Genomic DNA, 13,360 nt, shown 5'->3' on the forward strand with positions numbered 1-13,360 from the left:
GCCGAACCCGGAATCTCGAGATTCCGGGTTCGATGCTGACGCATCGCCCCGGAATGACAGAAATAACAGGGAGGGTCTCGATGAAGCTGCACGGCTATTTCCGCTCCAGCGCCGCCTATCGCGTGCGGATCGCGCTGAACCTCAAAGGCCTCGGCGCCGAGCACCTGCCGCATCACTTGCGCAAGGGCGAGCAATGCGCGCCAGCCTATCTCGCCATCAACCCGCAAGGCCTGGTGCCGACACTGGAGAACGATGCGGGCGCAGTGCTGACCCAATCGGTCGCCATCATCGAATGGCTCGACGAGACCCATCCCAATCCACCGCTGCTGCCGAAGGATCCGCTGCACCGCGCCAAGGTGCGGGCGTTCGCGCTGGCGATCGCCTGCGACACCCATCCGGTGCAGAATCTGAAGGTGCTGGCACGGCTGCGCGAGCTCGGTCTTGCCGAAGAGAAGGTCCAGGACTGGGCCGCGTGGGTCAACCGCGAGGGCCTGTCGGCCTGCGAGACGCTGATCAAGGACGAGAAGGGGCCGTTCTGCTTCGGCGATGCCCCGACGCTCGCCGATCTCTGCCTGGTGCCGCAGCTTGCCAATGCGCGCCGCTTCGGCGTCGATGTTTCGGCCTATCCGCGCCTGCTGAAGGCGGAAGCCGCCGCCAAGGCGCAGCGGGCTTTCGCCAATGCCGCACCGGAGAAGCAGCCCGATGCCGAGTAAGCCTGCCGCTCCGATCACGATCGACGCGGTCTATGCCGCGCCGGGCTATCTGTTCCGGCGCATGCAGCAGATCGCGGTCTCGATCTTCATGGAAGAGTGTAGGGCGTTCGACCTCACGCCGGTGCAATATGCCGCGCTGATCGCGATCCACACCCATCCCGGCATCGACGCGACGCGGCTGTCGGCGGTGATCGCGTTCGACCGCTCCACGCTCGGCAGCGTGATCGAGCGTCTGCAGGCCAAGGAGTTTGTCGAGCGCAAGCCGGCGCCGGAGGACAAGCGGATCAAGCTGCTCTATCTGACCAAGGCCGGCGTTGCGATCCTGCGCGAGATCATCCCCGCCGTCGAGCGCGCCCAGGCCCGCATGCTGGAGCCGCTCAAGCCAGCCGACCGCAAGGCGCTGATGGCGCTGCTCACGCAGCTCGTCGATCTCAACAACGAGGCCTCGCGCGTGCCGCTCCGGGCCGAGGATGCGCTGGAGCATCTGGGGAAGGCGGGGTGAGGGGAATGAGGCGATGGTCGCGCCGCACACTCAGATCTCGTAGGGTGGGCAAAGGCGCTCTTGCGCCGTGCCCACGATCTCTCTCTTAATGGGCAACGGTGGGCACGCTTCGCTTTGCCCACCCTACGATTGCGGTGCGTGGATCTGCGTCCTGGCCTCACATCCGCAACAATGCCTGCCGGTCAATCTTCCCCGTTCCCGTCTTTGGCAGCTCGTCGATGAAGATCACCTCGCGCGGATATTTGTAGGGCAGCAGCTTGCCCTTCACATAGTCCTGCAGCTTCCGTGTCGCCTCGCCCTGGTCCACCGCGCGATTGTTCATCACCACCACCGCCTTCAGCGTCATGCGCCGGTCCGGCAGCTCGGCGGCGAAAACGGCGCATTCGCGGATATCAGGATGGTCGGCGAGGCAGAGCTCGACCTCGAGCGGATAGACCCACTGGCCGGAGATCTTGATCAGATCATCGGCGCGGCCGCGGAAGAAATGGAAGCCGTCGCTATCGCGGACGAAACGGTCGCCGGTGTAGATCCAGCCGCCCTCGCGGATGGTCTCGGCGGATTTGTCCGGCCGGTTCCAGTACAGCGGCGTGTTGGAATCGCCGCGCACCCACAGAATCCCTTCCTCGTCGTCGCCGACGTCGCGCCCGTCCTTGTCGCGCAGCGCGACCTCGTAGCCGGGTACGCGCAGGCCCGCGGCGCCGAGCTTCTTCTGCTCGGGGCGGTTGGAGAGATAGATGTGAAGCACCTCGGTCGAGCCGAGGCCTTCGACGATCTCGAGGCCCGTGAGCGTCTTCCAGCCGTTGAAGACCTCGGCCGAGAGCACTTCGGCCGCCGAGAGCGACATGCGCAGCGACGAGAAATTCGTTTTGTCCGCGCCCGCGGCCTTGGTCAGCGACGTGTACAGCGTCGGCAGGCCGAAGAAGACCGTCGGCCTGTACTGCTCGATCGCCGCGAAGATCGCAGCCGGCTTCGGCTGGCCCGGCAGCAGCAGCGTTGCGGCGCCGGCCGAGAACGGGAAGGTGACGGAGTTGCCGAACCCATAGGCGAAGAAGATCTTTGGCACCGAGAAGCAGATGTCGTCAGGCGTCAGCTTCAACACGTTCTGCGCAAAGGCGACATCGCTATAGGCCATGTCGTGCTGGAGATGCACGATGCCCTTGGGCCGGCCGGTCGAGCCGGACGAGTACATCCAGAACGCCATCTCGTTGCGATCGGTGTCGGCTTCGGCAAGCTCGGTCGGGAATTGCGCGAGCCAGCTTGCCGCCGCGAGCGCCGCGGGCGCAGCATGCTCGCCGACCTCGCCATTGACGACGATCAGTGTATGCAGCTTCGTGTCCTTGCAGGCCCCCACATTGAAGCGCGCGCAGAACTCGGCGTCCGCCACCGCAACGGCCGCGCCGGAATCGGCGAGATAGAATTGCAGCAGATCCGGCGGCGTCAGCGTGTTGATCAAGAGCGGCACGAAGCCGGCCCGCACCGCGCCGAAGAAGGCGGCAGGATAAGCCGGCGTGTCGTCGAGGAACAGCAGCACGCGGTCGCCGCGCTTCAAGCCAAGCGAGACAAAGCCGTTGCCCCAGCGGCAAGCTTCCGCGCACAGCTCGGCATAGGTCCGCTTGCCCGCCGGCCCGATCAGCGCGACCTTGTCGCCATGGCCTTTGCCGAGATTGTCGAACAGCACGCGGCTGGCGTTGTAAATGTCCGGAACGGCAAAGCCGATCTCGCGTGCCCCGACGCTGTCGGTCGGCACCTGGTCACGAATCTCATTGCTCATGCGGTTGCCTCGCCGCTGGCGTCTCCGCCGTTCCTGGTGGCCTCGTAGCGCGCCATGAAGGCGGGCGACATGTGGCGCAGGCGTGCATCGTCGATGCGGCCGGAGCGGGTGATGTAGCTGTAGGCGAAGTCCATCAGCTCGAGCTGCATGTGCTGGGCGAAGTGCTCGTACCAGAAGGCCGAGGTGCGTGCGGCATTGACGAGCTTCTGCACGATCGGCTTGCGCGCGGCCTGGTAGCGATGCAGCGCGGTCGACATATGCGCGTCCGATTCCAGCGCCTTGACGAGCGCGATGGCATCCTCGATGGCAAGCCGCGTGCCCGAGCCGATCGAGAAATGCGCCGAATGCAGCGCGTCGCCGATCAGCACCATGTTCTTGAACGACCAGTGCTCGTTCCAGACCCACGGGAAGTTGCGCCACACCGATTTGTTGGAGACGAGACAATGGCCGCCGAGCGTGTCGGCAAACACCTCCTCGCAGACGCCCTTGGACTGCTCGACGTCCTTGTAGGCGAAGCCGTAAGCCTGCCAGGTCGCGTGGTCGCACTCGACCAGGAAGGTGCTCATGCTTGGCGAGTAGCGATAATGATGGGCGTTGAAGGCGCCACGGTCGGTCTTCACGAAGGTCTGCGACAGCGTGTCGAACCGCTTCGAGGTGCCGTACCAGACGAACTTGTTGGAGGAGTAGGACAGCGAGGTGCCGAAATCGCCCTCATAGGCGCGGCGCACCAGCGAGTTCAGCCCATCGGCGGCGACGATCAGATCGTGGCCGTTGAGCTGGTCTATGGCATGGATTTGCGTGTCGAACCGCGGCGTAACGCCGGCATCGAGCGCGCGCTGCTGCAGGAACCTCAACAGCTCGAGCCGCCCGATCGAGGAGAAGCCGACGCCGTCGATGGCGACGCTGTCGCCATGCAGGCTCAGCGTGATGTTCTCCCAGCTCTCCATATGCGGGGCGATCGCGTCGACCGTCTCGGGGTCGTCGGCGCGCAGGAACTCCAGGGCCTGGTCGGAGAACACGACGCCAAAGCCCCAGGTCGCGTCGGCCGGGTTCTGTTCGAACAGGTCGACCTGATCCTCGGGGTGACGCTTCTTCCAGAGATAGGCGAAGTAGAGCCCGCCGGGCCCCCCGCCAATCACGGCGATCCGCAACGTCTTCCTCCCTAATTGACAGTATACTTACTATCTTGGGGGTAGACTAGTGTGCTCCGGCCTCCCACGCCAGCGGAATTATCGGCAAGGCGTGGCGCGCCGAAGCCCGTTTCCGGACACGCGTTTGCGCCTGTCCGAAACCGCTAGATAGGAATCATAGCCAAACCGGGCCGGATTGACCACCCGGGGGTCAGACGCAGCGCTTCACGTAGACCCCGTCCACCAGCACCCGGGTATAACGAACCACCGGAACCGGCTTGCGGACCACGACGGCGGCGTTGGGGCCGGCGCAGCCGGCGCGATAGACGCCGCGGGCGCATACCACTGCGTTGGCATCCTTGGCCTCGAAGGTCATGGTCGCCCCGAAAGCGAGGAGCGCGGAAGCCATGAGCAGCAACGAACGCATGGTGTTCTCCCGGTCTTGTCGTGATCCGAAATCGGATGTCGGCAAAAGATTTGTCGCGGCAGGCGCGCGAAAATTCATTCGCGCGCTGCCAAATCTCGACACGCGCAATGGCGCGTGAGCTGTGCGTTGTTTATCGCGCCGCGAACGGTGCCAGCACGTCCTTGCACGCCGGCGACAGCGACGCCGCATTGTTAGAGACGCACTGGATGATGCGGCCGCCGCCGGGCGCGACGCCGGCGCAGAGCGAGCGGATGTCGGCGCCGCAGGCGGAGCGGACGATGAACAGCTCTTCGCGCGGCCGCAGCGGGCGCAGCACGATCACGGCCGGCGCCGCGGCGGGCGCTGCTGCAGCCGCGCCGCCGCCACCACCAACCGCGGCGGTCACGGCCTTCTCACAGGCCGGCGAAACCTTCGCCTTGTTCTTCTCCAGGCATTCGAGCGCGGGGGCGCCGCCGGGCGGCACGCTGGCGCACACCTTGGGATAATCCGCCCGGCACGCGCTCTTGACCGCGGCGACCTGTGCGCTGCTCGGTTGCTTTACGGCGGCGGCTTTCGGGGCGGCTGCCGCTGCCGGCTTGGCCGCAGGCTCGGCGGCGGGCGCAGCTTCCGTCTTTGCAGGCTCGGACTTCGCCGGTTCAGACTTTGCGGGCGCGGCTTCCGTCTTCGGAGCTGCAGCGGGCTCGACCGCGCGGACTGCCGTTTGGCAACCCGCCGACAGGCTGGACATGTTCTTTGCCAGACATTGATAGGCTTCCACGCCGCCCGGCGTCACGCTCGCACAGTGCGCCATGAAATCCGAGCGGCATGCAGAGCGGATCGCGCTCTTCTGGGCCTCGGTCGGGGCTTGCGCGAATGCGGCTGTTGCAGTTGCGAACAGCGCCGCCGCGAACAGCGCGGTGCGCGTTGAAGCATGTTTCAACGTGTTGAACATTGGGGTGAATTCCTGCCCTGTCGGTAACGCCGACGCTTTATTAAAAGTGATGCAAACAATCTTCGCGGATGATGCGTCGCGAGCGGCATCATTGGCCGCTTCGACCTCTACCGCAAGTAGATATTAGCGTCGCAATTGCGACGTAACTAGAGCATGATCCGGAAAAGTGTGCAGCGGTTTTCCGAAAAGAGCATGCTCAAACAATACGTCGTCAGAGCTTCACCATGCGCTTGCCGCGGTTCTCGCCGGCGAGCAATCCGATCAGCGCCTTCGGCGTGTTCTCGAGGCCGTCGATAATGTCCTCCTGCACCTTCAGCTTGCCGGATTTCACCCAGCCCTGGAGATCGGCGAGCGCGCGCCGGCTGTCCTTCATGTAGTCCATCACGATGAAGCCCTGCATCACGAGCCGTTTCACCACGATCAGGCCGGGCACGCCGCGCGGGCCGTGCGCCGCCGGTGTGCCGTCATATTGCGAGATCGCGCCGCAGCAGGCGATGCGGCCGTAATTGTTCATCTGCGGCAGGCATGCTTCCAGAATGTCTCCGCCGACATTGTCGAAATAGACGTCGACCCCCTTCGGCGCCGCCGCGCGCAAGGTCTTGAACACCGCGCCGTCCTTGTAGTCGACGGCGGCATCGAAGCCGAGCTCGGAGGTCAGCCAGTTGCACTTGTCGGCACCGCCGGCGATGCCGACCACGCGGCACCCTTTGATCTTGGCGATCTGCCCGACGATCGAGCCGACCGAGCCCGCGGCCGCGGAGACCACGACCGTCTCACCCTCCTTGGGCTTTCCGACCTCCAGCAAGCCGAAATAGGCGGTGAGCCCGGCGATGCCGAACACGCTGAGCAGATGCGTCATAGGTTCCAGCTTCGGCATCTTGGTCAGATGCTTCGCCGGCACCGCGGCATATTCCTGCCAGCCGGTGTCGCCGAACACGATGTCGCCGGCAGCCAGCTCCGGCGCCTTGGAGCTGACGACCTCGGCGATGCCGCCTCCGGCCATCACGCTGTTGGCCTCCACGGCGGAGCGATAGGTGGCGCCGTGCATCCAGGCGCGGTTGGCGGCGTCGAGCGAGATGTAACGCACGCGCAGCAAAGCCTCGCCGTCCGTCGGCTCCGGCATCGCACCATCGATCATGCCAAAATGTTCGGGGCCGAGCTTGCCGCTGGGCTTTTCCACCAGAAGGATCTGGCGATTGATGGTGCCGCTCATGGCGTTTCCCTCTCCGTTGGCTTGACGATTATTGATGCAGCCGCCGCAAAGGAAACGTGCAAGCTGCATTCGTTGTGCGCTGCATGAAAGCTAGATCGCGCGCCTCTGTTTCGCAATGGGAACATCCCGCAATACGAATGCACGCGAAGCGTGTTGCGTCGCTGTCATATCTGCGACATCATGAAGCGGCCGATGTAGTGGGGGTCTTTCAATGTCGAACAGGTTTACGCAATACATCCTGGCCGCGATGGTGCTGGGCATCGTCATGGGGGCGGCGATCTTCAACTTCCTGCCCGATACGCGCGCCGACTGGGCGTCCTCCATCAACCTGATCGCCATGATGTTCCTGCGCCTGATCAAGATGATCATCGCGCCGCTGGTGTTCGCGACCCTGGTCGGCGGCATCGCGCATATGGGCAGCGGCTCGCGGCTCGGACGCATCTTCGCCAAGACCATGGGCTGGTTCATCAGCGCCTCCTTCGTCTCGCTGCTGCTCGGCCTCGTCATGGTCAATCTGCTTCAGCCCGGCGCGAACTTCCCGGGCACACTGCCGGCGGCGGGGCAATCGACCGGACTGCCGGTCTCGGCGTTCTCGATCGAGAAATTCCTCACCCATCTGATCCCGACCTCGATCGCGGACGCGATGGCGCAGAACGAGATCCTCCAGATCGTGATCTTCGCCGTGTTCTTCTCGGTGGCGATGGGCTCGATGCCCGAGCGCTCCAAGCCGATCCTGGCGATGATCGACGACGTCGCCCACATCATGCTCAAGGTGACGAGCTACGTGATGCTGTTCGCGCCGCTCGCCGTGTGGGCCGCCATCACCGCCACCGTCGCCAAGAACGGTCTCGGCGTGCTGTGGAAGCTCGTCGTGTTCATGGGCGGTTTCTATCTCGCGCTTGCGATCCTGTGGGCCATCCTGGTGATTGTTGGCTTCGTCGTGATCGGGCCGCGCTACAGCCATCTCCTGAAGCTGATCCGCGAGCCGCTGATGATCGCGTTCTCCACTGCGAGCTCGGAAGCGGCTTATCCGAAGACGCTGGAGGGCCTCACCAAGTTCGGTGCCTCGTCGCGGATCTCGAGCTTCGTGCTGCCGCTCGGTTATTCCTTCAATCTCGACGGCACGATGATGTACTGCACCTTCGCCAGCATCTTCATCGCGCAGACCTATCACATCGAGATGTCGCTCGCGACGCAGCTCGCGATGCTCGCGACCTTGATGATCACCTCCAAGGGCGTTGCCGGCGTGCCGCGCGCCTCCCTCGTGGTGATCGCCTCGACGCTGTCGCAGTTCGGCATCCCCGAGGCGGGCCTGTTGATGATCATGGGCATCGACACCTTCCTCGACATGGGCCGCAGCGCCACCAACGTGATCGGCAACTCGCTGGCGACGGCCGTTGTCGCGAAGTGGGAAGGCGAGCTCGGGCCCGAGCATGAGCTCGGACCCGGCGAGGCGTCGACGCCCGACATGGTGGCCGGCGAATTGCCCGCGATGGCCGGCCATTGACGGAGGTGCATCATGCGCCGCTCATTGGCGATATCGGGTGGCCTGTTGCTGGCAGCATGCCTGCTGGCGACCGGCGCCACCGCGCAGACCGGCGGCAACGAAGGGCTTAGCCCGACGCTGTCGGCGATCAAGAACAGTCACACCGTGCGCCTCGGCTATCGCGAGAGCTCGCCGCCGTTCTCCTTCCTCGACCAGTCGGGCCGGCCGATCGGCTACAGTCTCGAATTGTGCGAGGCCATCGTCGAGGAGATCGGCATCGAGGTCGACGATCCCAATCTGAAGATCGACTACGTCAAGGTCACCTCCGACGACCGCATCGACGCGGTGCTCCAGAACAAGATCGATCTGGAATGCGGCTCGACCACGGCCAACGCCGAGCGCGGCAAGCGCGTCGCGTTCTCGCCGCTGATGTTCGTCGCCGGCACCAAGCTGATGGTGCCGAAGGCGTCCGGCGTCCGGCAGCTGGCCGACCTCAAGGGCAAGACCATCGTGGTGACCAAGGGCACCACCAACGAGCAGGCGATCCAGGCGGCCGACAAGAAGTTCTCGCTGGGGCTGAACATCCTCACCGGCGCCGATCACGAGCAGTCTTACCAGATGCTCGTCGACGGCAAGGCCGATGCGTTCGCCACCGACGACATCCTGCTGTTCGGCCTGATCGCGCGCCACAAGGCGCAGGACAAGTTCCGCGTCACCGGCGATTATCTGTCCTACGATCCCTACGGCATCATGTTCAAGAAAGGCGAGCCGCAGCTCTCCGCCGTGGTCGAGCGCGCCTTCCGCAAGCTCGGCTCCAACCGCGACCTCGTCCCGCTCTACAACAAATGGTTCATCGCGAGGCTGCCCACAGGCGAACGGCTGAACGTGCCGATCTCGCTGCAGCTGGAGGAAGCGTTCAAGGCCATGGACGATTCCGCCAGCGCGAATAATTGAGGGCATCCGTCATCCTGAGGTGCGAGCCCGGCGGTGCAGAGCACCGCTGGGCGAGTCTCGAAGGATGAACGGCCGGGATGCAGCTACAGCAGGGCCGTCGCCCTTCGAGGCATCCGCTTCGCTCCGGCACCTCAGGGTGACGGTGATAGATTGCTGCTCGCGGGAGCATCGCCAAACACCCGATCCAGCGCCGCGTCATACGTCGCCTGCACCAGCTCCGGATGGAGCTTGCCCAGCGCCTCCATCATCACGCCGGAATTGATCTCCAGCACCCGCCACGCGCCGTCGTCGCGCACCACGTCGATCGACGCGAAGGTGATGCCGATGGCGCTCGCGGCATCGATCGCGAGCTTCACGCAAGCTGCGCGGACCTCGCCGTCCTCCAGCAGCACCGGCTTTGCACCGGCATCGAGATTGTGCCGCCAATCCGCGCCGCGCTGCTTGCTGTAGACGATGCGGGGCACATCGCCGAGCAGGATCACACGGACCTCGTCCTCGATCGCGACATAGGGCGAGATCACGAGCCCTGTGCTCATCGAAAAGACCTCGCCGGCCGCGTGGTCGAGTTCCGTCTCGCTCGTCACCTTGAACACCGAGCGCCCCGACGTCCCCTCGTTCGGCTTGACCACCACGCCTTGCTGATGGTCGCGAAGCAGCCCAAGCATTTCCTCTCGCCAGGTGGCGCCAACGATCGTCTTGCCCAGCTTCGGATTGAGGAAGAGGTGATGCGGAATAGAGGGCACGCCCGCAAGCGTCAGCGCCTCGGCCGTCGCGGACTTGTCGTTGGCGAGACGATGGGCGATGGCGCTGTTGAGACCGATATCGTAGCCGAACGCGAAGCGGCGCATCTCGCCCCGGCGCATCGCGATCAGCCAGCCGCCGGAGCGGACATCGACCGCAATGCCATGGTCCGCGCAATAGCGCCTGATCGCCTGGACGAAGATCCGCTCGCCACTCGCCATCTGTCTCGATCGTTCCTGTCGCCAAAAGCCGCAAAAATGCGGGTATCGGCGCCATTCCGGGGTGAAAATCAGAGCTATTCTTAATGAAATTCTCGCGAGCGCGATGGAAATTAAGTGCTGCCATCGAGCGCCGGAGGGAAAAGAAATTGCCCTTAAACGAGGCTCGGCAGCAAAACCGTTAATAATGCGACCAGTTCTGCGGCAAATGCCTGATAGCCCAGCATCAATTGTATCCGGAACGAGGTTGATTATTGGCCTCAATGGCGTAGATCACACACGCGAAATCCTCCGCCATGGCAATGGTGTCCGCCCCGCTTTCAGGGGCCGGGCAACGCTTTTGCCCTAAAAACCGCAATTATTCGGAATATCGAAAATCATGAGCGCGTTTTACCGAGAGAAGGTTCTTTCCGTCCAGCACTGGACCGACACGCTGTTCAGCTTCCGCGCCACGCGCGACACCGGCTTCCGGTTCCAGAACGGCCAGTTCGCCATGATCGGCCTCGAGGTCGACGGCCGGCCGCTGCTGCGCGCCTACAGCATGGCGAGCGCCAACCACGAGGAAGAGCTCGAGTTCTTCTCGATCAAGGTGCAGGACGGCCCGCTGACCTCGCGCCTGCAGAAGATCAAGGAAGGCGACACCATCCTGGTCGGCCGCAAGGCGACCGGCACGCTGATCACCGACAACCTCATCCCCGGCAAGCGGCTGCTGCTGCTCTCGACCGGCACCGGCCTTGCGCCGTTCGCCAGCCTGATCAAGGACCCCGAGGTCTACGACCAGTACGAGAGCATCGTGCTGGTGCATGGCTGCCGCCAGGTCTCCGAGCTCGCCTATGGCGAGAAGCTCGTCGCCTCCCTGCGCGAGGACGAGCTGTTCGGCGAGCTGCTCGCCGACAAGCTGATCTACTATCCAACCGTGACCCGCGAGCCGTTCCGCAACCGCGGCCGCATCACCGACCTGATCAACTCCGAGCAGATCTTCAACGACATCGGGCAAGGTCCCCTCGACATCGCGACCGACCGCATCATGATGTGCGGCAGCCCGGCGATGCTGGAAGAGCTGAAGGTCATGTTCGAAGGCCGCGACTTCATCGAGGGCTCGGGCAACAAGCCCGGCCATTTCGTGATCGAGAAGGCGTTCGTCGAGCGCTAAGCGCGGTTGAATGGGTGGCGCGGTTTCGCGTCACACCACCCCGTCGTCCCCGACAAGCGCAGCGAAGCTGAGCGCCGATCCGGGACCCATGACCACAGGGAGTGGTTATGCGAGGACTCGGAGGGACGGCCTTCTCTCAGCCACGACATCCTGTGGTTATGGATCCCGGGTCTGCGCTTACGCTTGCCCGGGACGACACCTGAGTTTGTGGACACTCCCGCGGACTCCACTTTCGATTACGCCGCTTGTTCCCGTCTCGCCGTCCAAACCCCATCCCCCTCTGCTGCACTGCAAAACCCGCCCACCGGGCTGATTGATTTTCCTCGGACGAATTCGCTAGCCTGAAACAACGGCCGCGTCATATCCGTATGACAGGCGCGGGCGTATCGTACCGCCCTCATGCTGACGAGAGGATGGGACCGTGGCCGACGACAACAACAAGCAAGAATCGCCCAAACGTCTGGCACTGGCGGAAGAGGGGGTACTGGAAACCCTGCTGCTGCCGTTCTCGCCGCGCTTCATCGTGCTGACGATCTGCGCGGTGGTCACTGCGCTCTTGATCGGCGTCGGCATTGCGGACCGCAAGATCTTCGACATCCTGCTGATCCCGATCGCGATCTTCGGCGCCCTGACGCTGCTCGGCGTCCGCGATCTCATGCAGAAGGGCCATGCGGTCCTGCGCAATTACCCGATCTCGGCGCATATGCGCTTTCTGCTCGAAGAGATCCGCCCCGAGATGCGGCAGTATTTCTTCGAGAGCGAGAAGGACGGCATGCCGTTCTCGCGCGACACCCGTTCGTTAGTCTATCAGCGCGCCAAGATGCAGCTCGACAAGCGGCCGTTCGGCACCCAGGAGGACGTCTATCGCGAGGGCTATGAGTGGATGCATCACTCGGTCTCGCCGAAGACGCACGCCGAGGAGAAATTCCGCATCACCATCGGCGGTCCCGATTGCGCCAAGCCCTATTCGGCCTCGGTGTTCAACATCTCCGCGATGAGCTTTGGTGCACTCAGCCCGAATGCCGTGCGCGCGCTGAATGCCGGCGCCAGGAAGGGCAACTTCGCGCATGACACCGGCGAGGGCGGCTTCAGCCCCTATCACAAGGAGATGGGCGGCGACATCATCTGGGAAATCGGTTCGGGCTATTTCGGCTGCCGTCATCTCGACGGCACGTTCGATCCCGAGGCATTCACCCGCGTCGCGAGCCAGGACCAGATCAAGATGGTCGAGCTCAAGATCAGCCAGGGCGCCAAGCCCGGCCATGGCGGCGTGCTGCCGGCGGCCAAGGTGTCGGAAGAGATTTCCAAGATCCGCGGCGTCGCCATGGGCGAAGACTGCATCTCGCCGGCCTCGCACCGCGCCTTCTCGACGCCAACAGGCATGATGCAGTTCATCGCTGAGATGCGCCGCCTCTCCGGCGGCAAGCCGGCCGGCTTCAAGCTGTGCATCGGCCATTCCTGGGAATTCCTGGCGATCTGCAAGGCGATGCTTCAGACCGGCATCTATCCTGACTTCATCGTCGTCGACGGCAATGAAGGCGGCACCGGCGCCGCGCCGCTGGAGTTCATGGACCATCTGGGCATGCCGATGCGCGAAGGCGTCAATTTCGTCCACAACGCGCTGGTCGGCATCAATGCGCGCGACCGCATCAAGATCGGTGCCTCCGGCAAGATCGCCACCGCCTTCGACATGGCCCGCGCGATGGCGATCGGCGCCGACTGGTGCAATTCGGCGCGCGGCTTCATGTTCTCGCTCGGCTGCATCCAGTCGCTGAGCTGCCACACCGACCGCTGCCCGACCGGCGTCGCGACGCAGGACCCGACCCGGGCGCGCGCGCTCTACGTGCCGCTCAAGATCGACCGCGTGCACAATTATCACCACGCCACGCTGCATTCGCTGACCGAGCTGATTGCCGCCGCCGGCCTGACCCATCCGCAGGAGCTGCGCCCGATCCACTTCACCCAGCGCACCTCGACGACCGACGTGAGATCCTTCGCGCAGCTTTATCCGGCGTTGCGTCCGGGCGAGCTGCTCGAAGGCACGCAAGACCCGCGCTTCCGTGACGCCTGGCGGATGGCGCAGGCGGAGACATTCCAGCCGGCGCTGTGACTGTCAGGTCC

Annotated in this window: 12 protein-coding genes; 6 read left to right on the forward strand and 6 right to left on the reverse strand. The window is 64.2% G+C overall.

Annotated features, from left to right (window positions below; all coding sequences use genetic code 11):
• The first annotated feature begins 80 nt into the window (after positions 1-80).
• Both maiA and BRAGE_RS0141330 read left to right on the forward strand, forming a co-directional pair.
• Entirely contained in the window at positions 81-713 is a 633-nt protein-coding gene (gene maiA / locus BRAGE_RS0141325) for a maleylacetoacetate isomerase (RefSeq protein WP_027564199.1), read from the forward strand.
• Positions 703-1,215, forward strand: a complete 513-nt coding sequence (locus tag BRAGE_RS0141330; protein ID WP_027564200.1) for a MarR family winged helix-turn-helix transcriptional regulator — start codon at positions 703-705, stop codon at positions 1,213-1,215. Before maiA ends, BRAGE_RS0141330 begins: the two co-directional genes overlap by 11 nt.
• Before the next feature lie 157 nt (positions 1,216-1,372).
• Here BRAGE_RS0141330 and BRAGE_RS0141335 read toward each other — a convergent pair whose 3' ends face one another.
• From BRAGE_RS0141335 to BRAGE_RS0141355, 5 genes are all read right to left on the reverse strand, one after another.
• On the reverse strand, positions 1,373-2,986 hold the full coding sequence (locus tag BRAGE_RS0141335) for a benzoate-CoA ligase family protein (protein WP_027564201.1): 1,614 nt from the start codon (positions 2,984-2,986) through the stop codon (positions 1,373-1,375).
• Positions 2,983-4,137 (reverse strand): FAD-dependent monooxygenase, encoded by a 1,155-nt coding sequence (locus BRAGE_RS0141340; RefSeq protein WP_027564202.1) that lies wholly within the window; start codon positions 4,135-4,137, stop codon positions 2,983-2,985. Before BRAGE_RS0141340 ends, BRAGE_RS0141335 begins: the two co-directional genes overlap by 4 nt.
• A 190-nt stretch (positions 4,138-4,327) precedes the next feature.
• Positions 4,328-4,543 (reverse strand): hypothetical protein, encoded by a 216-nt coding sequence (locus BRAGE_RS0141345; protein WP_027564203.1) that lies wholly within the window; start codon positions 4,541-4,543, stop codon positions 4,328-4,330.
• A gap of 130 nt (positions 4,544-4,673) precedes the next feature.
• Positions 4,674-5,474, reverse strand: coding sequence for a hypothetical protein (locus BRAGE_RS0141350; RefSeq protein ID WP_027564204.1), 801 nt, complete (start codon positions 5,472-5,474; stop codon positions 4,674-4,676).
• 211 nt (positions 5,475-5,685) lie between these two features.
• Entirely contained in the window at positions 5,686-6,687 is a 1,002-nt protein-coding gene (locus BRAGE_RS0141355) for an NADP-dependent oxidoreductase (protein ID WP_027564205.1), read from the reverse strand.
• 211 nt (positions 6,688-6,898) lie between these two features.
• On the opposite strand from BRAGE_RS0141355, the gene BRAGE_RS0141360 reads away from it, so the two are divergent.
• Together BRAGE_RS0141360 and BRAGE_RS0141365 are read left to right on the forward strand one after the other, a co-directional pair.
• A complete protein-coding gene (locus tag BRAGE_RS0141360) occupies positions 6,899-8,194 on the forward strand; it encodes a dicarboxylate/amino acid:cation symporter (RefSeq protein WP_027564206.1) in 1,296 nt (431 codons plus the stop codon).
• A 12-nt stretch (positions 8,195-8,206) separates the two neighbouring features.
• Positions 8,207-9,127, forward strand: coding sequence for an amino acid ABC transporter substrate-binding protein (locus BRAGE_RS0141365; RefSeq protein WP_027564207.1), 921 nt, complete (start codon positions 8,207-8,209; stop codon positions 9,125-9,127).
• Between the two features lie 131 nt (positions 9,128-9,258).
• On the opposite strand, the gene BRAGE_RS0141370 is transcribed toward BRAGE_RS0141365, so the two are convergent.
• A complete protein-coding gene (locus tag BRAGE_RS0141370) occupies positions 9,259-10,089 on the reverse strand; it encodes an ATP-grasp domain-containing protein (protein WP_027564208.1) in 831 nt (276 codons plus the stop codon).
• A gap of 376 nt (positions 10,090-10,465) precedes the next feature.
• Here BRAGE_RS0141370 and BRAGE_RS0141375 point away from each other — a divergent pair, with 376 nt between their 5' ends.
• Together BRAGE_RS0141375 and BRAGE_RS0141380 are read left to right on the forward strand one after the other, a co-directional pair.
• On the forward strand, positions 10,466-11,239 hold the full coding sequence (locus tag BRAGE_RS0141375; RefSeq protein ID WP_027564209.1) for a ferredoxin--NADP reductase: 774 nt from the start codon (positions 10,466-10,468) through the stop codon (positions 11,237-11,239).
• Positions 11,240-11,660: 421 nt separating this feature from the next.
• Positions 11,661-13,349 (forward strand): FMN-binding glutamate synthase family protein, encoded by a 1,689-nt coding sequence (locus BRAGE_RS0141380; protein ID WP_027564210.1) that lies wholly within the window; start codon positions 11,661-11,663, stop codon positions 13,347-13,349.
• Positions 13,350-13,360: the final 11 nt, after the last annotated feature.

It is taken from the genome of Bradyrhizobium genosp. SA-4 str. CB756 (genome assembly GCF_000473125.1).
GTDB lineage: Bacteria > Pseudomonadota > Alphaproteobacteria > Rhizobiales > Xanthobacteraceae > Bradyrhizobium > Bradyrhizobium arachidis.

Excerpts from the sequence above, each read along its gene's own strand:
- maiA (WP_027564199.1), top strand. The coding sequence starts at position 81 with ATGAAGCTGCACGGCTATTTCCGCTCCAGCGCCGCCTATCGCGTGCGG.
- BRAGE_RS0141330 (WP_027564200.1), top strand. The coding sequence starts at position 703 with ATGCCGAGTAAGCCTGCCGCTCCGATCACGATCGACGCGGTCTATGCC.
- BRAGE_RS0141335 (WP_027564201.1), bottom strand. The coding sequence starts at position 2,986 with ATGAGCAATGAGATTCGTGACCAGGTGCCGACCGACAGCGTCGGGGCA.
- BRAGE_RS0141345 (WP_027564203.1), bottom strand. The coding sequence starts at position 4,543 with ATGCGTTCGTTGCTGCTCATGGCTTCCGCGCTCCTCGCTTTCGGGGCG.
- BRAGE_RS0141350 (WP_027564204.1), bottom strand. The coding sequence starts at position 5,474 with ATGTTCAACACGTTGAAACATGCTTCAACGCGCACCGCGCTGTTCGCG.
- BRAGE_RS0141355 (WP_027564205.1), bottom strand. The coding sequence starts at position 6,687 with ATGAGCGGCACCATCAATCGCCAGATCCTTCTGGTGGAAAAGCCCAGC.
- BRAGE_RS0141360 (WP_027564206.1), top strand. The coding sequence starts at position 6,899 with ATGTCGAACAGGTTTACGCAATACATCCTGGCCGCGATGGTGCTGGGC.
- BRAGE_RS0141365 (WP_027564207.1), top strand. The coding sequence starts at position 8,207 with ATGCGCCGCTCATTGGCGATATCGGGTGGCCTGTTGCTGGCAGCATGC.
- BRAGE_RS0141370 (WP_027564208.1), bottom strand. The coding sequence starts at position 10,089 with ATGGCGAGTGGCGAGCGGATCTTCGTCCAGGCGATCAGGCGCTATTGC.
- BRAGE_RS0141375 (WP_027564209.1), top strand. The coding sequence starts at position 10,466 with ATGAGCGCGTTTTACCGAGAGAAGGTTCTTTCCGTCCAGCACTGGACC.